The 20,623-nt window shown below is 72.7% G+C and carries 25 protein-coding genes; 9 read left to right on the top strand and 16 right to left on the bottom strand.

Annotated elements, in window-relative coordinates:
- Positions 1 to 164: 164 nt before the first annotated feature.
- Complete coding sequence (locus ACFVAJ_RS19670; RefSeq protein ID WP_376947177.1) at positions 165 to 1,301, bottom strand: NADP-dependent oxidoreductase; 1,137 nt, start codon at positions 1,299 to 1,301, stop codon at positions 165 to 167.
- Positions 1,302 to 1,425: 124 nt separating this feature from the next.
- Complete coding sequence (gene rsmI / locus ACFVAJ_RS19665) at positions 1,426 to 2,256, bottom strand: 16S rRNA (cytidine(1402)-2'-O)-methyltransferase (protein WP_376947175.1); 831 nt, start codon at positions 2,254 to 2,256, stop codon at positions 1,426 to 1,428.
- Between the two features lie 29 nt (positions 2,257 to 2,285).
- On the opposite strand from rsmI, the gene ACFVAJ_RS19660 reads away from it, so the two are divergent.
- Entirely contained in the window at positions 2,286 to 3,851 is a 1,566-nt protein-coding gene (locus tag ACFVAJ_RS19660; protein WP_376947173.1) for a dolichyl-phosphate-mannose--protein mannosyltransferase, read from the top strand.
- Between the two features lie 7 nt (positions 3,852 to 3,858).
- Here ACFVAJ_RS19660 and ACFVAJ_RS19655 read toward each other — a convergent pair whose 3' ends face one another.
- Positions 3,859 to 4,527 (bottom strand): TetR/AcrR family transcriptional regulator, encoded by a 669-nt coding sequence (locus ACFVAJ_RS19655; RefSeq protein ID WP_376947171.1) that lies wholly within the window; start codon positions 4,525 to 4,527, stop codon positions 3,859 to 3,861.
- Between the two features lie 89 nt (positions 4,528 to 4,616).
- Between ACFVAJ_RS19655 and ACFVAJ_RS19650 the strand changes: the two genes are divergently transcribed.
- Entirely contained in the window at positions 4,617 to 5,660 is a 1,044-nt protein-coding gene (locus tag ACFVAJ_RS19650; RefSeq protein ID WP_376947169.1) for an NAD(P)-dependent alcohol dehydrogenase, read from the top strand.
- 2 nt (positions 5,661 to 5,662) lie between these two features.
- Positions 5,663 to 6,040 carry a hypothetical protein gene (locus ACFVAJ_RS19645; RefSeq protein WP_376947167.1) on the top strand — a complete coding sequence of 126 codons (378 nt, stop codon included), beginning with the start codon at positions 5,663 to 5,665 and terminating at the stop codon, positions 6,038 to 6,040.
- Positions 6,041 to 6,050: 10 nt separating this feature from the next.
- Here the strand turns inward: ACFVAJ_RS19645 and ACFVAJ_RS19640 are convergent, their stop codons facing one another.
- The 6 genes from ACFVAJ_RS19640 to ACFVAJ_RS19615 form a co-directional block, all read right to left on the bottom strand.
- Complete coding sequence (locus tag ACFVAJ_RS19640; RefSeq protein WP_376947813.1) at positions 6,051 to 7,070, bottom strand: NAD(P)-dependent alcohol dehydrogenase; 1,020 nt, start codon at positions 7,068 to 7,070, stop codon at positions 6,051 to 6,053.
- A 2-nt stretch (positions 7,071 to 7,072) separates the two neighbouring features.
- Positions 7,073 to 7,297: a helix-turn-helix transcriptional regulator gene (locus ACFVAJ_RS19635; protein ID WP_376947165.1), complete on the bottom strand. Its 225-nt coding sequence runs from the start codon at positions 7,295 to 7,297 to the stop codon at positions 7,073 to 7,075.
- Entirely contained in the window at positions 7,291 to 7,722 is a 432-nt protein-coding gene (locus tag ACFVAJ_RS19630) for a hypothetical protein (protein WP_376947163.1), read from the bottom strand. Before ACFVAJ_RS19630 ends, ACFVAJ_RS19635 begins: the two co-directional genes overlap by 7 nt.
- Positions 7,723 to 7,814: 92 nt before the next feature.
- Entirely contained in the window at positions 7,815 to 8,141 is a 327-nt protein-coding gene (locus tag ACFVAJ_RS19625; protein ID WP_376947161.1) for a DMT family transporter, read from the bottom strand.
- A 101-nt stretch (positions 8,142 to 8,242) separates the two neighbouring features.
- Entirely contained in the window at positions 8,243 to 8,539 is a 297-nt protein-coding gene (locus tag ACFVAJ_RS19620) for an antibiotic biosynthesis monooxygenase family protein (protein WP_376947159.1), read from the bottom strand.
- Positions 8,536 to 9,606: an AAA family ATPase gene (locus tag ACFVAJ_RS19615; RefSeq protein WP_376947157.1), complete on the bottom strand. Its 1,071-nt coding sequence runs from the start codon at positions 9,604 to 9,606 to the stop codon at positions 8,536 to 8,538. The genes ACFVAJ_RS19620 and ACFVAJ_RS19615 overlap by 4 nt, the downstream gene beginning before the upstream one ends.
- A 203-nt stretch (positions 9,607 to 9,809) precedes the next feature.
- Between ACFVAJ_RS19615 and ACFVAJ_RS19610 the strand changes: the two genes are divergently transcribed.
- Both ACFVAJ_RS19610 and ACFVAJ_RS19605 read left to right on the top strand, forming a co-directional pair.
- Positions 9,810 to 11,105 carry an O-acetylhomoserine aminocarboxypropyltransferase/cysteine synthase family protein gene (locus tag ACFVAJ_RS19610; protein WP_376947155.1) on the top strand — a complete coding sequence of 432 codons (1,296 nt, stop codon included), beginning with the start codon at positions 9,810 to 9,812 and terminating at the stop codon, positions 11,103 to 11,105.
- A complete protein-coding gene (locus ACFVAJ_RS19605; protein ID WP_376947153.1) occupies positions 11,102 to 11,710 on the top strand; it encodes a CoA-binding protein in 609 nt (202 codons plus the stop codon). The genes ACFVAJ_RS19610 and ACFVAJ_RS19605 overlap by 4 nt, the downstream gene beginning before the upstream one ends.
- Positions 11,711 to 11,732: 22 nt before the next feature.
- Here ACFVAJ_RS19605 and ACFVAJ_RS19600 read toward each other — a convergent pair whose 3' ends face one another.
- From ACFVAJ_RS19600 to ACFVAJ_RS19585, 4 genes are read right to left on the bottom strand one after another with little or no spacing between them, the layout of a single operon-like run.
- Entirely contained in the window at positions 11,733 to 12,575 is an 843-nt protein-coding gene (locus ACFVAJ_RS19600; RefSeq protein WP_376947151.1) for an ABC transporter permease, read from the bottom strand.
- Positions 12,572 to 13,513: an ABC transporter ATP-binding protein gene (locus ACFVAJ_RS19595; protein WP_376947150.1), complete on the bottom strand. Its 942-nt coding sequence runs from the start codon at positions 13,511 to 13,513 to the stop codon at positions 12,572 to 12,574. The genes ACFVAJ_RS19600 and ACFVAJ_RS19595 overlap by 4 nt, the downstream gene beginning before the upstream one ends.
- Positions 13,514 to 13,515: 2 nt before the next feature.
- Positions 13,516 to 14,025, bottom strand: coding sequence for a Clp protease N-terminal domain-containing protein (locus tag ACFVAJ_RS19590; protein ID WP_376947149.1), 510 nt, complete (start codon positions 14,023 to 14,025; stop codon positions 13,516 to 13,518).
- Positions 14,018 to 14,254 (bottom strand): helix-turn-helix domain-containing protein, encoded by a 237-nt coding sequence (locus tag ACFVAJ_RS19585; RefSeq protein ID WP_376947147.1) that lies wholly within the window; start codon positions 14,252 to 14,254, stop codon positions 14,018 to 14,020. Before ACFVAJ_RS19585 ends, ACFVAJ_RS19590 begins: the two co-directional genes overlap by 8 nt.
- 95 nt (positions 14,255 to 14,349) lie before the next feature.
- Between ACFVAJ_RS19585 and ACFVAJ_RS19580 the strand changes: the two genes are divergently transcribed.
- The gene (locus tag ACFVAJ_RS19580; RefSeq protein ID WP_376947145.1) at positions 14,350 to 14,781 is read left to right on the top strand and encodes a GNAT family N-acetyltransferase; all 432 of its coding nucleotides are present in this window, start codon (positions 14,350 to 14,352) and stop codon (positions 14,779 to 14,781) included.
- A gap of 3 nt (positions 14,782 to 14,784) precedes the next feature.
- Here the strand turns inward: ACFVAJ_RS19580 and ACFVAJ_RS19575 are convergent, their stop codons facing one another.
- A complete protein-coding gene (locus tag ACFVAJ_RS19575; protein ID WP_376947143.1) occupies positions 14,785 to 15,831 on the bottom strand; it encodes a GNAT family N-acetyltransferase in 1,047 nt (348 codons plus the stop codon).
- Positions 15,832 to 15,970: 139 nt separating this feature from the next.
- Here ACFVAJ_RS19575 and ACFVAJ_RS19570 point away from each other — a divergent pair, with 139 nt between their 5' ends.
- The 3 genes from ACFVAJ_RS19570 to ACFVAJ_RS19560 all read left to right on the top strand — a co-directional run bounded on the left by ACFVAJ_RS19570 (position 15,971) and on the right by ACFVAJ_RS19560 (position 18,625).
- The gene (locus ACFVAJ_RS19570) at positions 15,971 to 17,365 is read left to right on the top strand and encodes an L-serine ammonia-lyase (protein ID WP_376947141.1); all 1,395 of its coding nucleotides are present in this window, start codon (positions 15,971 to 15,973) and stop codon (positions 17,363 to 17,365) included.
- Between the two features lie 64 nt (positions 17,366 to 17,429).
- Complete coding sequence (locus ACFVAJ_RS19565; RefSeq protein ID WP_376947139.1) at positions 17,430 to 17,627, top strand: hypothetical protein; 198 nt, start codon at positions 17,430 to 17,432, stop codon at positions 17,625 to 17,627.
- A gap of 107 nt (positions 17,628 to 17,734) precedes the next feature.
- The gene (locus ACFVAJ_RS19560; RefSeq protein ID WP_376947137.1) at positions 17,735 to 18,625 is read left to right on the top strand and encodes a sulfurtransferase; all 891 of its coding nucleotides are present in this window, start codon (positions 17,735 to 17,737) and stop codon (positions 18,623 to 18,625) included.
- A gap of 61 nt (positions 18,626 to 18,686) precedes the next feature.
- Here the strand turns inward: ACFVAJ_RS19560 and ACFVAJ_RS19555 are convergent, their stop codons facing one another.
- Both ACFVAJ_RS19555 and ACFVAJ_RS19550 read right to left on the bottom strand, forming a co-directional pair.
- Positions 18,687 to 19,220, bottom strand: a complete 534-nt coding sequence (locus tag ACFVAJ_RS19555) for a rhodanese-like domain-containing protein (RefSeq protein WP_376947135.1) — start codon at positions 19,218 to 19,220, stop codon at positions 18,687 to 18,689.
- 104 nt (positions 19,221 to 19,324) lie between these two features.
- Positions 19,325 to 20,614, bottom strand: coding sequence for a M18 family aminopeptidase (locus ACFVAJ_RS19550; protein ID WP_376947133.1), 1,290 nt, complete (start codon positions 20,612 to 20,614; stop codon positions 19,325 to 19,327).
- Positions 20,615 to 20,623 lie beyond the last annotated feature (9 nt).

Raw genomic sequence — 20,623 nt, 5'->3', positions numbered from 1 at the left:
ACCCGACGAGACCTGCTCAACCTCACGCGCACGGAGCACCATTACCGCCGAGGCTTCGGGCTCACCCGACGAGACCTGCTCAACCTCACGCGCGCTGAGCACCATTACCGCCGAGGCTTCGGGCTCACCCCCTATTGCCGCGCGCGGATGCCGCCGCGTTCGCGTTATCCGCGGTGCGCCTCCTCCTCGGCCCGGCGCTCACGACGGCGCCGGCGCACGCTCCCGTCGCCGATCGCGGGCGGCACCGCTTCGGCGACCTCCATGTGCTCGTGCGGGGTGGGCACGCCGAGCGTGACGTCCTGCTCCTTGATCGCGGGCTCGCGCACCCGCTGGCCCGGGTACTCGACCACTCGGAAGCCGAGCACGATCTTGCCCGGGGCGTCGCGTCGGTCGAGCGACCGGTAGGCGTCGGCGACCTCGGCGAGCGGGAACACGTCGGCGATCGGGAGGCGGACGCGCCGAGCCGACACGAGTGCGGCGACGCGGCCGAGCGCGACGACGTCTCCGGCCCCCAGCTCGACGGCCTGACTCGCCTCGACGGCACTCTGGTCGAGCACGGTGAGGATGCGCGAGCGCGGCACCCCGAGCGCGAGCGCGGCGGCGGTCTCGCCGCCGAGGAAGTCGAGGAACGCCGTGACGGGTCGCGCGTGGTCGGTCGCCTCGACGATCGCCGTCGCACGCTCGGCGAGCCCAGGTCCGTACCCCGTGGGGATCACGCCGAACTGGCGCAGGAAGTCGAAGCGCTCCTCGGTGGTGGTGCCGATGACGGTCGCCCCGCGGATCCTCGCGAACTGGGCGGCGAGGCAGCCGACCCCGCCCGCGGCCGCGGTGACGACGATCGTGTCGTTGGGTCCGAGCGCGAGGCCCTCGACGGCGTTCCACGCGGTGGTGCCGGCGAAGTGGAGCGAACCGGCGACCTCCCAGGAGAGCCCGGGCGGCTTCGGCAGCAGTTGCTGCTCGGGCACGACGACGTGACTCGCCTGCGCGCCCCGGGCGACGAAGCCCATCACCTCGTCGCCACGGGCGAATCGTGCGACGCCGGGTCCGGTCGCGAGCACGACCCCCGCGAGGTCGCTGCCCTGACGGGCGGGAAACTCGACGGGCCAGCGGTCGGGGTGCTCGCCGCGCCTCGCGGCGCTGTCGGCGGGGTTGAGCCCGGCGGCGAAGACCTCGACGAGCACCTCGCCCGCCTGTGGTTCGGGCACCGGCACCTCGTCGACCCGCAGCACTTCGGGCCCGCCGTACTCGGCGAATCGGACGGCGTGCGCGCCGCCTCCGTGCGTTCCGCGCGTGGCATCCATCTCGCACCTCCAATGTCGGGCGATGCCCCCATTCTCCCCCCGTTCGGGGGTGAGCGACAGGGGTTGCGCCGCTCGGCCCTCGTCGCCGAAGATGCGCGGGCGCGTCCGTGCGCCGACGTCGGGGCTACTCGACGGGCCGCTGGCGGTGCGCGAGCGCCGCCTCGTAGAGGTCGCGCTTGCCGAGTCCGGTCTCCGCGGCGACGAGCGCGGCCGCGTCCTTCAGGCGGGTGCCCGACGCGGCGAGCCCCAGCACGCGCTCGAGCGCGCCCTCGGGGTCGACCGCGGTCTCGCCGGCCCCGCCGACGACGATCACGATCTCGCCGCGCACGCCCGCGGCGGCCCAGTCGGCGAGCTCGCCGAGGGCGCCGCGGCGAACCTCCTCGTGGAGTTTCGTGAGCTCGCGGCAGACCGCAGCCGGACGGTCGGCGCCGAACGCCTCGGCGAGCGCCTCGAGACTCGGCGCGAGCCGCGACGGTCCCTCGAAGAAGACGAGCGTGCGCCGGTCGCCCGCGAGCTCGGCGAGCCGGCGAGAGCGTTCGCCGGCCTTGCGCGGCAGGAACCCCTCGAACGCGAACCGGTCGGTCGGCAGTCCCGACACGGCGAGCGCGGTCACGACGGCGGAGGGGCCGGGGATCACCGTCACGAGGACCCCGGCCGCCGCCGCCGCGGCGACGAGCGGGAAGCCCGGGTCGGAGACGGTCGGCATGCCGGCGTCGCTCAGCACGAGGAGGTCGTGCTCGCGGGCGAGCTCGACGAGCTCGTCGGCCTTCTGCCGCTCGTTGTGCTCGTGCAGCGCGATGAGGCGGGGGCGGTTCGCGATGCCGAGCGCGGCGATGAGGCGCTGCGTCACGCGGGTGTCCTCCGAGGCGATCACCGTCGCGGCCTCGAGCGCCTCCCTGAGCCTCGTCGAGGCGTCCCCGAGATTGCCGATGGGCGTCGCCGCGAGGATGATCATGCCTTCAAGTCTGTCCTAGTGTTGGGCGCATGAGTGTCGACGCGTCGGTGGAGCCCACGGGTTCCCGACTCGACGACTGGTGGTCCCGGCAGATGTCGACGTCGGCCCGCCGCCGGCTCTGGTACTGGGGCGGCCCGATCCTCGTCACGCTCATCGCCGCCGTGCTGCGCTTCTGGAACCTCGGGCATCCGCAGCAGATCGTCTTCGACGAGACGTACTACGTGAAGGACGCGTGGACGCTCATCAACAACGGTTACGAGTCGCGATGGCCCGAGGGCGCCGACGCCGACTTCGCCGCGGGCGACACGAACCTCTACCTCGACGAGCCTTCGTATGTCGTGCACCCGCCGCTCGGCAAGTGGATGATCGGGCTCGGCATGGCCGCGTTCGGCGCGGGCGACGCGTTCTGGTGGCGCGCGACGACGGCGCTCGCCGGCACGATCGCCGTGTTCCTCATCACGCTCGTCGGACGCCGGCTGTTCTCCTCCACCGCGCTCGCGGTCACCGCGGGCCTCCTGTTCGCGGTCGACGGCAACGCGATCGTGATGTCGCGGGTCGCGCTCCTGGACAACTGGGTGATGCTCTTCGCCCTGCTCGGCTTCTGGTTCGTGCTGCTCGATCGCGCGCACGCCGAGCGGGCGCTCGACGCCCGGCTCGCCGAGGCGTGGGCGTCCGGCCGCGACCCGCACTACGGACCGGCGCTGTGGTCTCGGCCCTGGGTGATCGCCGCGGGCGCCGCGTTCGGTGCGGCGACCGCCGTCAAGTGGTCGGGGCTCTGGTTCCTCGCGGCGTTCGGCATCTACCTCGTCGTGGTCGACATCGTCGCGCGGCGACGGGCCCGGGTGCCGTTCTGGCTCACGGGCGGACTGCTGAAGCAGGCGCCGGTGACGTTCGTGCTGCTCGTCCCGGTGGCGGCGGTCGTGTACCTCGCCTCGTGGACGGGCTGGCTGACGACCGACGGCGGCTACTACCGTCACTGGGCCGAGGAGGCCGGCAACGCGGCGACCGGCCTGTTCGCGTGGGTGCCGGGCTCGCTGCAGAGCCTCTGGCACTACCACGTCTCCGCGTACGACTACCACGTGGGCGTGCACAGCGAGCACCCGTGGCAGTCGAACCCGCTGACGTGGCTCCTCATGATCCGGCCGACGAACATGTACTACTCCGACGACTCCTCGAGCGGGCTCGTCTCCTCGATCATCGGGGTGGGCAACCCGCTCATCTGGTGGGCGGCCGCCGCGGCATCCCTCTACCTCGTCTACCGCGTCGCGCGGTATCGCGAGTGGCAGGCCGGCGTGATCCTCGTGGGCCTCGCGGCGGGCTACCTGCCGTGGCTCGGCTACCTCGACCGCACCGTGTTCCAGTTCTACTCGATCGCCTTCGAGCCCTACCTCGTGCTCGCGCTCGTCTTCGTGCTCGGGATGATCGCGGGCAGGCCGGGCGACGAGCGGTGGGCGCGAACGCGCGGGCTCGCGATCGTCGCGGTGTTCCTCGCCGTCGTGCTGCTCGTCTCGGCGTTCTACTACCCGATCTGGACGGGCGTGCCGATCACCCCGACGCTGCGCCAGCTGCACTTCTGGCTGCCGAGCTGGGGCTGAGCGCGGTTCACGGGTGCAGCCCGGTTCGGCCGAGTTGCCCGACGAGGCGCAGCTCGAGCTGATCGAGCACGAGGTCGAGTCCGTAGCCGAACTCGTCGCCGTAGTCGTAGTCGTGCCCGAGCACCATCTGCTCGAGCATCTCGGCGAGGTGCGGGTACTCCTCGGCGGGCAGCTCGAGCCCTTCGGCGAAGGCGTCGGCGCCCACGTCGGGCGTGAACGGCAGGTTGAGCTCGGTGAGCACGAAGCCGTAGATGTAGGCGTCGAGCGCCGAGTAGGCGTGAGCGGCGAGCGCGAGGTCGAAGCCGTCGTGCCGCAGCACGCCGAGCACGCGGTCGTGGTGCCGCATGACGGCCTGTCCGGGATTCGAGCGCGACTCGAGGAGGCCGAGCGCCCAGGAGTGCTGCTTGAGCACGGCGCGCATGATGTCGGCGCGCGAGGTCATCGCGGTGCGCCACGGCGTGCCGACCTCGAGCAGCGGGATCTCGTCGAACGCCGCGTCGGCGAGGAGATCGAGCAGTTCCTCCTTGCCCGAGACGTGATGGTAGAGCGACATCGCCTCGGCGCCGAGCGCCTTGGCGACGCTGCGCATGCTGACGGCGGCGAGGCCGCCGTCGTCGGCGACCTGCATCGCGGCGGCGATGATGCGCTCGCGGCTGAGCGGGGTGCGCTGGGCCATTCCGACTCCGTCCTCCACCGATGCTTGCGTCCTTACGACTGTAAGGCTATCGTGAACGCCACAGGGACTTACAGGTGTAAGGGAGCAGCATGCGTGCAGGAGTGGTCGAGCGCTACGGCCCGCCGTCGGCCGTGCGGATCGAAACGGTGCCCGATCCGGTCGCGGGCCGCGGCGAGGCGCTCGTGCGCGTCATGGCGGCGACCGTCAACTCGGGCGACGCGCGCATCCGCGGCGCACGCTTCCCACGCGGCTTCGCAGTGCCGGGCAAGCTCGCGCTCGGCCTGACCGGCCCCCGCGCCAAGGTGCTCGGCGTCGTCTTCGCGGGGGTCGTCGAGGCGATCGGTGCGGATGCCACGGGCAGCGCCCCGCACGCGGGCGGCACCGGCGCCGTGGCATCCGGGTTCGCCGTCGGCGACCGCGTCTGCGGCATGACGGGCGCCCGCATGGGCGCGCACGCCGAACTCGTCGCGGTACCCGCCTCGCGGCTCGCGCGCATCCCCGACGGGGTGTCGTTCGACGACGCGGCCGGGGTGCTGTTCGGCGGCGCGACGGCGCTGCACTACCTGCGCGACAAGGCCGCGGTGCGGCCGGGCGAGCACGTGCTCGTCGTCGGCGCCTCGGGCGCGGTCGGCACGAACGCCGTGCAACTCGCGAAGCGCTTCGGCGCGCGGGTCACGGCCGTCACGAGCGCACGGAACGCCGAACTCGTCACCGCGCTCGGCGCCGACCGGGTCGTCGACTACCACGCGACGCCGCTCGAATCGCTCGAGTCGCACGGCGAGCGCTTCGACGTCGTCTTCGACACGGTGGGCGCGCTGAGCCCGGCGACCGGGCGACCGCTCCTCGCCGAGGGCGGGCGGCTGCTGCTCGCCGTCGCGAGCCTCGGCGAGATCATCACCGCCCGCGGCCCGGTGAAGACGGGCACCTCCCCCGAACGGGCCGAGGACTTCGTGACTCTGCTCGACCTCGTCGAGACCGGCGCGCTGCGGGTCGTCATCGACGAGACGATGCCGCTCGACCGCCTCGCCGAGGCGCACGCGCGCGTCGACTCGGGCCGCAAGGTCGGCAACCTCGTGCTGCACCCGCAGGAGCCCGCGGGCGCGGGTGCCGGCTCGGCCGAGGAAGCCGCCTGACCATGGACCCGACCCGCATCATCCTCGCCGGCGGCTGGATCTCGCTCATGCTCGTCTACCTGCTCGGCGACGTGCTGCGCATCTTCTCGGGCGATGCCGAGCCGGGCAAGATCGCCGACAAGGCGGCCGCGAGCTGGATGTGGTTGCTGGCGGCGCTCATCATGCTCGTGCCGATCGTCATGATCACGGTCTCGCTCATGGTGCCCGCGACGCCGCTCAAGTGGATCACGGTCATCGTCTCGGCCGCGCTCGTGGTGTTCAACCTGTCGGGCCTGCCTTACAAGGGCCTCTACGACAACGTGCTCATCGTCGTGAGCTTCGGCTTCAACGCGCTCGTCATCTGGGTGGCGCTCGCCTGGAACCCGGCCGCCGAGCAGTGACGCGGCGGACTCACCCGCTGACGAGCACCACGGCCCCCGCCTTGCGCCCGCCGTCGACCCGCCGGTAGGCCTCCGCGACCTGGTCGAGCGGCAGCACCGAGTCGATCACGGGCCGGAACCGGCGCTCGGCGACGAGCCTGCCGAGGAGTCCGAGGTCCTCGCGCTTCGCCGCGGCCTTCCGGAGCCCGGTGAAGGCGATCGCGGCCCGGCGTCGGCGCAGCAGCGCGGTCGGGCCCGCGAGCAGCATCACCGCGAGGTCGGGCACGGTCGTGAGATAGACGCCCCGAGGGCGGAGCAGGGACCGGGCCGAGCCGAATCCCCACGCGCCGACCGCGTCGAACACGACGTCGTAGCCGGCAGCGCCGCCCAGGCCACGTGCGGCAGCGGTCGGGGCTGCCGCCACCGCCGCGTCCTGCGGGCGACCCGCGGTGCGGTCGATGACGACGTCGGCGCCCAGGGAACGAACGAGCTCGAGGTGCGACGTGCTCGTGACGGCGGTCACGCGGGCGCCGAAGGCGTGCGCGAGCTGCACGGCGGAGGACCCGACCGAGCCGGCGGCGCCGACGACGAGCACCTCGTCGCCCTCGCCGACCCGACCGAGGTCGCGCAGGAACGGGAGCGCGGTGAGGAATCCGTCGACGATCGCGACCGCCTCGGCGTCATCGAGGCCGGGGGGCGTCGGCGCGACCGCGGCGTCCTCGGCGATCACGACGGACTCGGCGTTCGCTCCGGAGCCGGGCGCGAGCGTGCCGTGCACGCGGTCGCCCACCGCGAACCGCGTCGCGCCGACGCCGAGTGCGTCGACCACGCCGGCGAAGTCCCCTCCGGGAACCGGATTGCGGGGGCGCCGGAGCCCCGCCGCGAGCCGGACCATACGCGGTCGCCCCGACCGCATGGCGGCGTCGGCAGCGCCGACGACCGATGCGGCGACCCGCACCCGGACCTCGCCGGCGCCGGGCTCGGGCGCCGGCACCTCGGCGACGCGGGCGACCTCGGGCGGACCGTATCGGTCCACGATGACGGTGCGCATGGTCACTCCCCCTCCTCGGGGTACCCGAACACGTCGTCGAGGCCGACCCCGAACACCCTCGCGATCTGGAACGCCAGTTCGAGTGACGGCGAGTAGCGGCCCTGCTCGATGGCGATGACGGTCTGGCGGGTCACCCCGATGCGCTTCGCGAGTTCGGCCTGGGTCATCTCGCCCTGCCGGAACCGGAGCGCACGCACGTCGTTCGTGACCCGCGTCGGCTTCACCACGCCGGCACCCCCCTGCGGTAGGCGACGAGCCTCGTGACGCTCGACACGACCGCCGAGAGCACGAAGCACAGGTAGACGACGTTCGCGATCCAGAACCATTCGGCCTCGAGCATTGCGAGCACGAGTGCGCCCAACGCCCCGGCGACCACGAACCAGCTGCCCACCCGCTCGCCCAGGCGATCGATGTCGCGGTCGCGCACGTCTCCCCTGGTGCTGTCGCTCGGCACGAAGATCTCGACGACGATGCGCAGCACGATCGCGACGACGATCGCGCCGCCGATGGTCCAGAGCATGGCCGGCACGTAGTCGACGTCGCCGACCGCGGCGCCTCCGGCGAACCGGGGCACGATCAGCGACAGGTACACGGCGTAGCCGACGACGGCGATGACCAGGTACTGCCAGGTGCCCTTCTCCTCGTACGACATGGTCGAACCCCTTTGCCCAGATGTCAAGAATGCTTGACATCCAGTGTCAACCGAAGCAGACACGATGTCAAGCATTCTTTACATGATCGGGACTAGTGGCCGGCACCGTCGACGAACTTCAGGCCGACGACGCAGCCGACGAGGCCCATGAGCAGGGCGATCTTCACCCACGAGACATCCGAATCGCCGGTGATCATCGACCAGATGACGGTGAGCGCCGCACCGATGCCGACCCAGACCGCGTAGGCGGTGCCGATCGAGATGTCGCGCATCGCCCAGGCGAGCCCGCCCATCGAGAGCACGATCGCGACGCCGAAGACGACCGACGGCCAGAGCTTCGTGAAGCCCTCGGACTTGCCGAGCGCGGTGGCCCAGACGGCCTCGAGCACGCCCGACGCGATGAGGATGACCCATGCCATGACTGTTCACTCCTTGAGCCAGTCGTCATGTCCGGGTACTGGGTGCCCTCGTCCGGTGGTCGTCTCTCACGACCTGCGATCAGGTTAGCAAGCGTGCCTGATCACGCCCTGTGCACGAGGGCGAAGTGCTCGACCACCGGGAACGGCTCGTAGAACCCGTGGAGCAGCGCCCGCCAGCGCTCGTACTCGGGCGAGCCGCGGAACCCCCGCTCGTGCGCCTCGACGCTCTCCCAGTGCACGAGCAGCAGGTACTCGTTCGGCGTCTCGATCGAGCGAGAGAGCGTCAGGTCGACGAACCCGGGCATCGAGGAGATGATCTGCTTCGCCTCGGCGAACACGGACTCGAACTCCGCCTCGCGGCCGGGGACGACGGGGAGGAGCGCATGCTCGAGGATCATTCGCCCACCGTAACGTCCGGCGGCTCGGCCGCGGGGCGCCCCTCGAGCGGCGCGACGGACGCGAGGTGGTCGCGCAGCGCCGACTGGATCGCGGGCAGCGCCCGGGCGACCCGGTCCTCGACGTCGCCGTGCACCTCGAGCCAGGGCACGCCGCTCGCGGCGAGCGCGTCGCGGAAGCGCTGCTGCACGGCCCTGCGCGGTCCCCCGCCGTCGCCCGCGCCCGCTTCGGCGAGCGGGATCTCGTCGCCCGCGAGCACGTAGAGCACGGGCCGATGCGACGCGGCCCTGGCGACGAGGCGGGGCGCCTCGTGTCCGACGTGCCGTTCGTGCAGGATCGCCGTCGCGAGCACGTCGGTGTCGCAGACGAGCACCGGCACCGGCACCCGGCGCAGGGCCGTCTGCTCGAGCGCGAGCTGGCGGTCGACGATGAGGTCGAACTCGTCGCTGCGCCACGGGCCCGCGGGACCGCCCTCGCGCGCCTCGGAGTACTCACGGCCGTACTCGGGCACCCAGTCGGTGCCGAGCGCCTCGGCGAGCGCCGCCGTGAGCGTCGTCGTGCCGGTCGACTCGGCACCGACCACGACGACGCGGGCGGCGAGGTGCGCGCGGGCGGCCGGGGCGAGCTCGTGCCAGAGCCCCCACGGATCGGCGCGCACCGCGGTGCCCGAGACGGGGTTCAGCACCCGGCCGGGGTCGACCTGCACCCACTCGGCGCCGAGCCGGCCGGCGAGTTCGGCGCCGTACGGATCGCTCGTGAACACCGCGTCGACGGGGCCCGCCGCGAGCGTCGCGATGAGGGCGGTGTGCGCCTCCCACGAGGCATCCGAGTCGAAGTCGACGGGAGTGTCGTCGACGGCGGCGACGACCCTCGCGGTCGGATGCTCCTCACGGACCCACTCGGCGCGTGCGTCGAGCGGGATCCTCTCGCCGCTCGAACCGAGCACCTCGACCGTGACGCGGTCGCAGGCGCGCAGCGCGCTCGTGATCAGGCTGGAGTGCCCGGCGTGCAACGGATGGAATCGGCCGATCACCAGCCCGTGCGCGAACCGGTCCTCGCCCTCAGACACCCGCGACTCCCCGTGCTGCGGGCGCGCCGATCCCGGAGCCGAGTGCCCGAGTCCACGGGGCGGAATGCCGATCGATCACCAGAAGAGCCTAGAGAACGCGAAGGCGCCGCGCGCACCGCGCGCGCGAAGGATCCGCGAGCGTGCGTTGCCCCGCGTTACGAATCGCACCGGATCCACCCCGCCGCGCGCGTAGCGTTGCCCGCATGGCAGACCGCGAATACGGCTTCAAGACCCGCGCCATCCACGCGGGCAACATCCCCGACCAGGTGACGGGCGCCCGCGCGCTGCCGATCTACCAGACGAGCGCGTTCGTCTTCGACGACACCGCCGACGCGGCGGCGCGCTTCGCGCTGCAGAAGTACGGCAACATCTACTCGCGCCTCGCGAACCCGACGGTCGCGAGCTTCGAGGAGCGCGTCGCGAGCCTCGAGGGCGGCCTCGGGGCCGTCGCGACCGCCTCGGGCCTCTCGGCGCAGTACATCACCTTCGCCTCGCTCGCGGGCGCCGGCGACCACATCGTCGCCAGCGCGAACCTCTACGGCGGTTCGATCACCCAGCTGGATGTCACGCTCCGCCGCTTCGGCGTCGAGACGACCTTCGTGGCGAGCTCTGACGCGGCCGACTACGCCGCCGCCATCCAGGAGAACACGAAGGCCCTCTTCGTCGAGACCATCGCGAACCCCTCGGGCGAGATCGCCGACCTCGAGGCGCTCGCCGACGTCGCGCACGCGCACGGCATCCCCTTCATCGTCGACTCGACGATCGCGACGCCCTACCTCAACCGCCCGATCGAGTGGGGCGCCGACCTCGTGACGCACTCGGCGACGAAGTTCCTCGGCGGCCACGGCACCACCCTCGGCGGCGTCGTCGTCGAGTCGGGCCGCTTCCACTGGCACTCCGAGAAGTTCCCGCTCTTCGGGCAGCCGGTGCCGAGCTACGGCGGCCTCGAGTGGTCGGGCAACTTCGGCGAGTACGCGTTCCTCACGCGGCTCCGCGCCGAGCAGCTGCGCGACATCGGCCCCTCGCTCGCGCCGCACTCCGCGTTCCTGCTCGCACAGGGCGTCGAGACGCTGCCGTACCGCATCCAGGCGCACGTCGACAACGCCCGCGCCGTCGCGAACTGGCTCGCCGAGGACCCGCGCATCGAGCGGGTGCTGTGGGCGGGCCTCCCCGACCACCCGCACCACGAGCGCGCGCAGAAGTACCTGCCGAAGGGCCCGGGCTCGGTGTTCAGCTTCGAGGTGAAGGGCGGCCGGGCCGTCGGCCAGGCGCTCATCGAGAACGTGAACCTCGCCTCGCACCTCGCGAACATCGGCGACGCGAAGACCCTCATCATCCACCCCGCCTCGACGACGCACGCGCAGCTCACCGAGCAGCAGCTCGTCGACGCGGGCGTCGCGCCGGGCGTGGTGCGGCTCTCGGTCGGCATCGAGGATGCCGACGACATCATCTACGATCTCGACCAGGCGCTCAGCGCCGCGACCGGAGGCACGCGATGACCGACGCCCTCAGCACGGATGCCGCCGCGGAGACCGCGACCGACTCGCTCGAGACGGTCCGCTTCGCGAACGGGCTCTCCTGCGAGCTGCCCGCCTCCTCGCCCCTCGCGAAGCTGCTGCACTCGCAGCGCACCTGGGTCGGCCCCGACGCGAAGGCGCGCCTGCGCATCCTGAACGCGGCGAAGTCGGTCGCGATCGTCGGCGCCTCGCCGAAGCCGCAGCGCTCGAGCTTCTTCGTGGGCACCTACCTGCAGCAGTCGAGCGACTACCGGCTCTATTTCGTGAACCCCATGGAGACCGAGATCCTCGGGCAGCCGGCGTACGCGAGCCTGAAGGACCTCCCCGAGGTGCCCGACATCGTCGTGGTGTTCCGCCGCGGCAGCGACATCCCGAGCGTCATCGACGACGTCGTCGCCGTCGGCGCGAAGACCATCTGGGTGCAGCTCGGCATCTGGAACCAGGAGGCCGCGTACTCGGGCGAGGAGCAGGGCCTGACCGTCGTCATGGACCGCTGCATCAAGGTCGAGCACGCGCGCTTCCACGGCGGGCTCCACCTGCTCGGCTTCGACACCGGGCAGATCACGAGCCGCAAGACGCTGCGCTAGGCGCGACGCGGGCGGGCGGGCCCTAGCCGAGCCGCTGCAGGGCCCGCTCGCGACGCGCGGCGACGCGCGAACCCGACTCGCGCCGGGTCATCCGCCGGAGGACGATCGGCGCCAGGACGAGTCCCACGACGCTCCACGCTCCGAGCACCACCGCCGTCTCCACCGGTCGCCATGAACCGTGGAGCTCGATCGCGGCCGCCGAGTCGGGCAGCAGTGCCGAGCGCATGCCGAGGCCGAGCCAGTACACGGGGAACGCCTGCGCGACCCACTGCAGCCACTCGGGCAACGCGGTGATCGGCGCGAAGATGCCCGAGATCGCGATGAGTCCGAGGACCGGCAGGGAGACGTAGCCCGCGCCTCGCGAGGTCGACACGCACGACCCGACGAAGACGCCGATGGCCTGGGTCGCGACGAGGCCGAGTGCGAGGACCCACGTGAAGGTCAGCCACGACCCCGGCCGGCCGGTGTCGAGCCCGTCGACGAAGACGAGCCCCGGGAGGAGGATGATCGCGAGGTAGGCGAGGATCGTCGCCGAGATCTGCACGAGCTTGCCGATCAGGTAGGCGCGGATGCCGTTCGGGGTGACCTTCGCACGCAGCAGGGAGCCGTCCTCGCGGTCGGCGGCGAGCTGCTGCACGACGAGCAGCATGCCGAGCGCCACGAACATGCCGAGCGCTCCCGGCAGGATGAAGGTGTCGAGCGTGTAGTCGGGGCCGATCGGGACGTCGCGGAGGAGGAAGACGGCGACCAGCGTGGCCACCGGCCAGAGCAGCTGGCCGACGAGTTCCGCGCCGCTGAACGCGAGTCGGAGCTCGATCATGCCCCGCGCGAACCCCGCGCGGACTCCTGCGATCCCGGTGCTCATCGCGCCGCCCCCTCGAACTCGCGCTCGTCCGCGGTCATCGCGGCGGCCTCGGCCTCGCGGACCAGTGCGAGATACGTGTCCTCCAGCGACGCGCGACGGATCTCGAGCGCGCTGACCGCCGTGCCGTGCTCGAGCAGCAGCTCGCGCGCGAACGCCGTCGAGTCGGCGACGAACCGGGTGCGACGGTCGCCGCCCTGCACCCAGCGCACCTCGTCGGCGCCCACGATCTGTCGCGCCAGCTCCTCGGCGGTGCCGTCGGCGATGATCCGGCCCTGCGTGAGGATGATGATGCGGTCGGCGAGCTGCTCGGCCTCGGCGAGATCGTGCGTCGTGATGAGGGCCGTCATGTCGAGCTCGCGCGAGACGCGACGGACCAGGTCGTGGAAGTCCCGGCGCGCCTGCGGGTCGAGGCCGGCGGTCGGCTCGTCGAAGTACACCAGTTCGGGTCGGCCGACGAGGCCGACCGCCACGTCGAGACGGCGTCGCTGGCCACCCGAGAGCGAGGAGAGCCTCCGTCCGGCGTGGTCCGAGAGGCCGACCGCCTCGAGCAGGTCGTCGACGTCCCACGGGCGGGGCATCCGTTCGGTGGCGTACCGGGCGTAGAGCGAGCCCTGATACGCGAGCAGCTCGCGGACCCGCCACTTCGCGTGGTCCCGCCACGATTGCAGCACGATGCCCGTCCGGGCGCGCCAGACTTCGCCGCCACGGGCGGGGTCGACGCCGAGCACCTCGACGCGACCGGCCGAGCGTGCCCGCAGGCCCTCCAGAATCTCGATCGTGGTGGACTTACCGGCCCCGTTCGGCCCCAGCAGGGCGACGACCTCGCCCCGACGCACCTCGAAGGACACGCCCTTCAGCACGTCGACCGCGCCGTACCGCATGCGCAGGTCGTCGACCTCGATCACGGGGCGATCGACCGACCTCGTCGCGCGCTCCATCGTCAGGCCTCCCGGTCGGACGAGACCGACTCGAGCTGCGCGACGAGCGCGTCGCGGTCGACTCCTGCGTAGGCGAGCGCACGTGGCACGGTGCCGAGGTCGGAGCGCAGGATGCCGATGAGCGCGTCGGCGACGGCCAGCCGTTCGCGCTCGGCGCGGCGACGGCCGCGGTGCGCCGAGAAGTCGGCACGCCGTAGCGCCTCGCGCACCGTCGCTCCCCAGCGCGGGCGCGACTGCCGGGTCGCGAGGAGCCGCTCCTCGGCGACGGGCTCGATGCCGGCGGCGCGGAGCGATCGCTCGCGTTCGCTGCGGAGGGCCGCGTCGACGCCGGCGTGGTCGAGGCCGAACTCGGCGAGCGTGCGCCCCGCGGCATCCTGGCCGGCGGCGATCGCGAGCAGCAGGTGCTCGGCCTCGACGCTCGGCGCACCGCGGCGGGTCGCCTCGTCGACCGCGCTGATGATGACCTGCTTCAGGGTCAGGTCGAGTGCCTCGTCGTTCAGGCGGTCAGGCATTTCGCCTCCTCAGTTCGATGCCGGCGAGCTCGAGTCGCCGATGGTGCTTCTTGTGCACGGCCTGTCGGGTGACGCCGAGCGCCTCGGCCACCTGGCTCCAGCTCCAGCCGGTGCGCATGGCGCGTTCGACGGCGGCGTCTTCGAGGCGGTCGGCGAGCTCTCGCAGCGCCACGACGGCGGCGAGGTCGTCGGCCTCGGGTCCGGTCGATTCGGGCGGCTTGGGGGTCATACAAGCAACTTAGGTTGCTTGATTGGAATTTGTCAACCCGAGTTGCTCATTTCGAGGCTCCCCCGCCTCGGCGGCCGGGGATACGCTCGGGTCTTATGCCGCTCGAACTCGACTTCTCGACCGACCCCGAACGCCTCGACCGCACGCTCGTGCACGCCTGGCTCTCCGAGCACGCGTATTGGGCCAAGGGTCGACCGCGGGCGACGCAGGACGCGGCGATCGACGGCTCGATGAACTTCGGCGTCTACGACCGTGCGAGCGGACGACAGCTCGGCTACGCCCGCGTCGTCACCGACGGCGTCACCTTCGCCTGGCTGTGCGACGTCATCGTCGACCCCGGCAGCCGGGGCGCGCGCATCGGCGTCTCGCTCATGGAGTTCGTGCTCGCCACCCTCGATCCACTCGGCCTGAAGCGGGTGCTGCTCATCACGGGCGACGCCCACGGGCTGTACGAACGGTTCGGCTTCGAGCGGATCGACCGCCCCGAGGACTGGATGTCGCGGGTCGGCCCGAATCCGACGGTCTAGACCTCAGGCGGCGAGCCGGGCGTCGCGGCCGTAGGCCAGCATCTGGAAGCTCGACCCGTCGGGCCGCACGAAGGTGAACTCGCGCTCGTGCAGGCGGCTGAACCCGAGGCGGCCGTAGAGCCGCTGCGCGGCGAGCATGTCGGGTCCGGTGTTGAGCACCACCCGCTCGAGCCCGCGGATGCGGGCGAGCAGCAGCACGTGCTGCACGAGCGCCTCGCCGATGCCGCGGCGCCTGGCGCCCGGCGCGACCCCGAGGAAGCGGAAGTCGAGTTCACCGTCCCGCGCGACCGGCGACATCGTCTCGCCGGCGCGCGGTGTCGAGGCCGTGCCGAGGAGCTCGCCGGTCATCGCGTCGACCGCGACCCACACCCGGTGCTCGCGCGCCCGCTCGGCGACCGCGACGATATCGGCCCGGTACCCGGCGTTCAGCTCGAAGTCGGCGGCGTAGGCGTGCTCGACGAGCGCGGCGACCGCATCGGCCTCGTCGGCGCGCATCAGGCGCACCACGACGTCGTCGCGCGGCTGCAGCGGGAAGCGGTACACGACGGACTCGACGCCGGCGCCGACCACCGCGTCGCGGCCCGGGTCGCGCACGAAGCCGAGCCGCTCGTAGAGCGCCTGCGCGCGCGTGTTGCGGCTCCCGGTGTCGAGCACGAGCGCGGAGGCGCCCCAGTCGAGCGCCGCCTCGAGGCTCGCCCGCGTGAGCGCGGCGCCGAGCCCGGCACCCTGCGCCGAGGGATCCACCGAGATCAGCCGCACCTCGGCCTCTCCGGGCCGGGCGACGCGCGAGTAGCGGCTGCCCGCTCGCAGCACGCTCGCCGTGCCGACGACGGCGCCGTCGGCGCCGACGGCGACGAGCACGGCCCCGTCGGCGCCGCGTCCGGCCGTGTCGGCCTCGAACGCGGCGCGCTCGGCGCTCTTCGGCAGGTGTCCGTACGGGCCGGCGGCGAATGCGCCCACGATCACGGCCGACTCCGCATCGGACTCGTCGGGGCGGATCGGGCGGATGGTCGTGCCGTCGACGAAGGTGCGGGCGGTGTCGTTCGTCATCGTGAACCAGCCTAGGCGGCCGGGCCACGGGCCCGTCCGTCGCGGATGCTGCCGACGATGTGCGCGAGATCGGCCCGCGACGCACGAATCTGCGAAGCCCCGTGGCATCCGTGCGCGTGAAGCGGCGTAGCCTTGAGGGGTGACAGCGTTCGTCTCTGCCCTCGATCTGTTCTCGATCGGGATCGGCCCCTCGAGTTCGCACACCGTCGGCCCCATGCGGGCGGCTCGAATGTTCGTCGAGGCGCTCGACGATCAGGGTGCGCTCGGTGCGGTGACCCGTGTCTCGTGCTCGCTCTACGGCTCGCTCGGTGCGACCGGGCTCGGCCACGGCACTCCCGACGCCGTCGTCGCCGGGCTCGCGGGCCTCGAGCCGCACGACTGCGACCCCGACGACGTGCGCGGTGCATGGGCGCGGCTCGACGAGGCCGGCCCCGACGGCGCCGAGGTGCTCCTCTTCGGCCGTCGGCCCATCCGGCTCCGGCAGAGCGACATCTCGCTCGAGCCCCGCACGCGCCTCCCCGGCCACCCGAACGCGATGACCCTGCAGGCCTTCGGCGACGGTCCGCTCCCGATCGCCGAGGAGACCTACTACTCGGTCGGCGGCGGCTTCATCCGCCGAGAGGGCGACGCCCCGAGCGAGGCGGAGGCGCTGCGCCATCCGCTCCCCTATTCGAACGCCGCCGAGCTTCTCGCGCTCTGCGAGGAACACGGCGTCTCCTTCTGCGACATCGCCCGTCACAACGAGGTCGCGGTGCACGGCGAGGCCGGCATCGACGAGGGCCTCGACGCGATCTGGGCGGCGATGGCCGAGTGCGTCGCGCACGGCCTGGACACCGAGGGCACCCTGCCCGGCGGGCTCAAGGTGAAGCGCCGCGCCCCCGAGGTGCGCCGCCGCCTCGAGGCGTACGACCACGACGAGATCGAGGCCGTGCACCAGCGCGACACCTCGACCGAGTGGCTGCACGCCTTCGCCCTCGCCGTCAACGAGGAGAACGCCTCGGGCGGGCGGGTCGTCACCGCGCCGACGAACGGCGCGGCGGGCATCATCCCCGCGGTCGGCCACTACTACCTGCGCTTCGTCCCCGGTGCGGATGCCGCGGGCATCCGCCGCTTCCTGCTCACCGCCTCGGCCATCGCGAGTCTCGTGAAGAAGAACGCCTCGATCTCGGGCGCCGAGGGCGGCTGCCAGGCCGAGGTCGGCTCCGCCTGCGCGATGGCCGCGGGCGGGCTGTGCGCCGTGCTCGGCGGAACGCCGGGTCAGATCGAGAATGCCGCCGAGATCGCGATGGAGCACCACCTCGGCCTCACCTGCGACCCCGTCGCGGGGCTCGTGCAGGTGCCGTGCATCGAACGCAACGCGATCGCGGCGTCGACGGCCGTTTCGGCCGCACGTCTCGCCCTGCACGGCGACGGCACCCACCTCGTGTCGCTCGACACCGTGATCGAGACGATGCGCCAGACCGGCATCGACATGATGACGAAGTACAAGGAGACGAGCGAGGGCGGCCTCGCGGTGAACGTCATCGAGTGCTGAACGCCGCCCTGTCCCCCAGACGGGGACTCTCCCGGCGACGCGGCGCTTCTGTCAAAGTTCTCCCATGGAAAGCGACCCGACGCTCGACCCGTCCTTCTTCTACGGAGCCGGCCTCATCGGCCTCGTCATCGGACTGGTGATCTACCTCGCCGTCCTCGCGCTCATGCTGTGGATCGGATACGTCATCATCAAGGCCGCCGTGCGCAACGGCCTGCGCGAGCACACCATGTGGCTGGAGAGTCGCAGGGGCCCATTGCGCTGAACCCCGTTCCGCGCCTTCCTCGACCCCGCGTGACGCAGCGCGGCGCCCCATGACGGCTCGTTTCACGACCCGTCGACGCCCTCGGGCCCCGCGACTACCGTGACGGCATGACGACGCCCGCGCCCCGCACCCCCCTCGACCTGCCCGACGACCTCGTGACCACCGCGTGGCTCGCCGACCACCTGCACGATGCGCGGCTCGTCGTGGTCGACGCCACCGTGCTCGGGGTCGAGACCCCCGGCGGGTTCCGCTGGGTGAGCGGCCTCGACGACCACCTCATCGAGGGCCACGTGCCCGGCGCCGTCTTCGCCGATCTCATCGACGAGTTCTCGGAGCGCGGCCCCCACACCTTCACCCGCCCCGGCCTCGAGCGCCTCACCCGAGCGGCGCGAGCGCTCGGCCTCGACGACGGGACGGCGGTCGTCGTCTACGACACCTCGATCGGGCACTGGGCCGCGCGGTTCTGGTGGCTGCTGCGCTCGGCCGGCTTCGCGAACGTCGCCGTGCTCGACGGCGGGCTCACGGCGTGGCGCGCCGAAGGCCGCGAGCTCGAGACCGGGTTCCGTGCTCCGCGGACGGCGGGCGAGCTGCGGCTCGAGGCCCGCGCCGGGTTCTGGGCCGACCGCGACGAGGTGCGTCGCGTCGTCGCGGGTGAGACCGAGGGCGTCCTCGTCTGCGCGCTGCCGCCCGCCGACTTCCGCGGTGAGACCGGGCGCCGTCCGCGGCCCGGGCACATCCCGGGCAGCGTGAACGTGCCGGTCGGCTCCGTCGTGGCGCCCGAGACCCGCCGGTCCCTCGCCGGCGACGAGCTCGCCGAGCGACTCGCCCCGGCCACCGGCGGCGGTGCCGCCCCGATCATCGTCTACTGCGGCGCGGGCATCGCGGCCGCGGGCACGGCGTTGGCGCTGCGTCGCGCCGGCCACGCCGCAGCGGTGTACGACGGATCGCTCGAGGAGTGGCTCGCCGACCCCGAGGCGCCGCTCGTCACCCTCGCCTGAGCGCGAAGTCCCGGTCGGCCCCGGTGAGGGTGACGAGTGGTCTGTGCGGTTTCGGCGGCGTTCAGCAGTCGCAGCTGATGCCCCCGGCACCGGCGACGGGCGACCCGCCGAGTCCGGCGCGGCCGACGTTCGTGAGCGGGTCGGGAGCGAGCTGCGCGAACCCCTCGGCCGTCTCGTAGGCGAAGCCCTCGCGCACCCAATACTCGAAGCCGCCGATCATCTCCTTCACGGGGTGACCGAGTCGGGCGAACTCGAGCGCCGCGCGCGTCGCCCCGTTGCATCCCGGACCCCAGCAGTAGACGACCACCGCCGTTCCCGGGCCGACGAGCGCGGTGCCTTCCTCGGCGATCCGGCGGCGGGGCAGGTGTACGGCCCCGGGCACGTGACCCTGCGCCCACGCCTCGTCGCTGCGCGTGTCGACGAGCACGAACCCGGAGCCGCCGTCGGCGAGCGCCGCGGCGACGTCCGAGACGTCCGCCTCGACCGCGAGGCGGGCCGCGAAGTGCGCGATCGCCGTCTCGGGCGAGGCGACGGTGTCGAACAGCGCGGTGGTGGCGGGAGCGGCCGGGGCGACGGAGGCGGTGAGTTCGGTCATGCGCCCAGACTGCCAGCCACCGCGCCTCGGACCGCAGGGAAATCGCGCCATTCCGCCGCGAGATCCGGCCAGCGCGCCGGGCCGGCCCCGAGCGCGCCCAGCGCTCAGGCGGGCGCGAAGAACGCCGTCACGGCGGCTCCGAGCGCGGCGAGGTCGTCGACGTGCGCGAGCTCGCGGGCCGAGTGCATCGAGAGCAGCGGCACCCCGACGTCGACCGTGCGGATGCCGAGCCGGGTCGCCGCGAGCGGGCCGATCGTCGAGCCGCACGGGATCGCGTTGTTCGACACGAACGGCTGGGTCGGCACTCCCGCCTGGCGGCAGACGCCCGACCACAGCGCGGAGCCGACGGCGTCGCTCGCGTAACGCTGGTTCGCGTTGAGCTTCAGCAGCGGCCCGCCGCCGAGCACGGGACGGTTCGCGGGGTCGTGCCGCTCGGGGTAGTTCGGGTGCACGGCGTGACCGGCGTCGGAGGAGAGGATCCACGACGCGGCGAACGCGCGGCGGCGCTCGTCGTCGCCGGCGCCGAGGCCCGCGGCGATGCGCACGAGCACGTCCTCGAGCATCGGTCCGCTCGCCCCCGAACGCGACTCCGAGCCGAGCTCCTCGTGGTCGAAGGCCGCCAGCACGCTGACATGCTCGCCGTCGGCCGGGGCGGCGAGCAGCGCCACCAGGCCGGCGTAGACCGAGCTGAGGTTGTCCATGCGGCCGGAGGCGAACAGCTCGCCCGAACGCCCGAAGCGCGCGGGCGCCTGGGTGTCGGCGACGAGCACGTCGTGCCCGACGATCGTCGCGCCGGGCACGCCCGCGAACCGGGCGAGCTCGGCGAGGAGGTCGGCGTCCTCGCCGTCGACGACGCCCCAGACCGGCTGCGTGTGGCGCTGCTTGTCGAGGGTGAGGCCCTTGTTCACCTCGCGGTCGAGGTGGATCGCGAGCTGCGGGATACGGAGCATCGGCCCGGTGCGCACGAGGTGCAGCTCGCCGTCGTCGGTGGCGATGCGCCCGGCGAGTTCGAGCTCGCGGTCGAGCCACGAGTTGAGCAGCGGCCCGCCGTAGACCTCGACCCCCGCCTGCAGCACGCCGTCGCCCGTGGTGGAGGGGTTCGGCTTGAGCTTGAAAGACGGCGAGTCGGTGTGCGCGCCGAGGATGCGGAACGGCGTCACCGGCCCGGCGCCCTCGGGCTGCACCCACGCGATCACGGCGCCGTCGCGCACGACGACCCGGCGGCCCGGTGCCGCGGGCCACTCCGCGGTCTCGTCGAGGCGGTCGAACCCGGCGGCCTCGAGGCGCCTGGCGACCTCCGCGGCCGCGTGATACGACGAGGGCGAGGCCTGCACGAATGCGGCGAAGTCCTCGATGTAGGCGTCGGTCGGGGTCACGGTCGTGGCATCAGGCATGCCTCCATC

Origin of the sequence: Agromyces sp. NPDC057679 (genome assembly GCF_042799635.1) — a bacterium.
Taxonomy (GTDB): Bacteria; Actinomycetota; Actinomycetes; order Actinomycetales; family Microbacteriaceae; genus Agromyces.
This window is presented reverse-complemented; position numbering and strand designations above follow the sequence as displayed.

Excerpts from the sequence above, each read along its gene's own strand:
- ACFVAJ_RS19620 (WP_376947159.1), bottom strand. The coding sequence starts at position 8,539 with ATGATCCTCGAGCATGCGCTCCTCCCCGTCGTCCCCGGCCGCGAGGCG.
- ACFVAJ_RS19645 (WP_376947167.1), top strand. The coding sequence starts at position 5,663 with ATGGACCCGACCCGCATCATCCTCGCCGGCGGCTGGATCTCGCTCATG.
- ACFVAJ_RS19600 (WP_376947151.1), bottom strand. The coding sequence starts at position 12,575 with ATGAGCACCGGGATCGCAGGAGTCCGCGCGGGGTTCGCGCGGGGCATG.
- ACFVAJ_RS19630 (WP_376947163.1), bottom strand. The coding sequence starts at position 7,722 with ATGTCGTACGAGGAGAAGGGCACCTGGCAGTACCTGGTCATCGCCGTC.
- ACFVAJ_RS19585 (WP_376947147.1), bottom strand. The coding sequence starts at position 14,254 with ATGACCCCCAAGCCGCCCGAATCGACCGGACCCGAGGCCGACGACCTC.
- ACFVAJ_RS19595 (WP_376947150.1), bottom strand. The coding sequence starts at position 13,513 with ATGGAGCGCGCGACGAGGTCGGTCGATCGCCCCGTGATCGAGGTCGAC.
- ACFVAJ_RS19560 (WP_376947137.1), top strand. The coding sequence starts at position 17,735 with ATGACGACGCCCGCGCCCCGCACCCCCCTCGACCTGCCCGACGACCTC.
- ACFVAJ_RS19550 (WP_376947133.1), bottom strand. The coding sequence starts at position 20,614 with ATGCCTGATGCCACGACCGTGACCCCGACCGACGCCTACATCGAGGAC.
- ACFVAJ_RS19555 (WP_376947135.1), bottom strand. The coding sequence starts at position 19,220 with ATGACCGAACTCACCGCCTCCGTCGCCCCGGCCGCTCCCGCCACCACC.
- ACFVAJ_RS19575 (WP_376947143.1), bottom strand. The coding sequence starts at position 15,831 with ATGACGAACGACACCGCCCGCACCTTCGTCGACGGCACGACCATCCGC.
- ACFVAJ_RS19650 (WP_376947169.1), top strand. The coding sequence starts at position 4,617 with ATGCGTGCAGGAGTGGTCGAGCGCTACGGCCCGCCGTCGGCCGTGCGG.
- ACFVAJ_RS19565 (WP_376947139.1), top strand. The coding sequence starts at position 17,430 with ATGGAAAGCGACCCGACGCTCGACCCGTCCTTCTTCTACGGAGCCGGC.
- ACFVAJ_RS19660 (WP_376947173.1), top strand. The coding sequence starts at position 2,286 with ATGAGTGTCGACGCGTCGGTGGAGCCCACGGGTTCCCGACTCGACGAC.
- ACFVAJ_RS19580 (WP_376947145.1), top strand. The coding sequence starts at position 14,350 with ATGCCGCTCGAACTCGACTTCTCGACCGACCCCGAACGCCTCGACCGC.
- ACFVAJ_RS19610 (WP_376947155.1), top strand. The coding sequence starts at position 9,810 with ATGGCAGACCGCGAATACGGCTTCAAGACCCGCGCCATCCACGCGGGC.
- ACFVAJ_RS19590 (WP_376947149.1), bottom strand. The coding sequence starts at position 14,025 with ATGCCTGACCGCCTGAACGACGAGGCACTCGACCTGACCCTGAAGCAG.
- rsmI (WP_376947175.1), bottom strand. The coding sequence starts at position 2,256 with ATGATCATCCTCGCGGCGACGCCCATCGGCAATCTCGGGGACGCCTCG.
- ACFVAJ_RS19605 (WP_376947153.1), top strand. The coding sequence starts at position 11,102 with ATGACCGACGCCCTCAGCACGGATGCCGCCGCGGAGACCGCGACCGAC.
- ACFVAJ_RS19640 (WP_376947813.1), bottom strand. The coding sequence starts at position 7,070 with ATGCGCACCGTCATCGTGGACCGATACGGTCCGCCCGAGGTCGCCCGC.
- ACFVAJ_RS19670 (WP_376947177.1), bottom strand. The coding sequence starts at position 1,301 with ATGGATGCCACGCGCGGAACGCACGGAGGCGGCGCGCACGCCGTCCGA.
- ACFVAJ_RS19655 (WP_376947171.1), bottom strand. The coding sequence starts at position 4,527 with ATGGCCCAGCGCACCCCGCTCAGCCGCGAGCGCATCATCGCCGCCGCG.
- ACFVAJ_RS19625 (WP_376947161.1), bottom strand. The coding sequence starts at position 8,141 with ATGGCATGGGTCATCCTCATCGCGTCGGGCGTGCTCGAGGCCGTCTGG.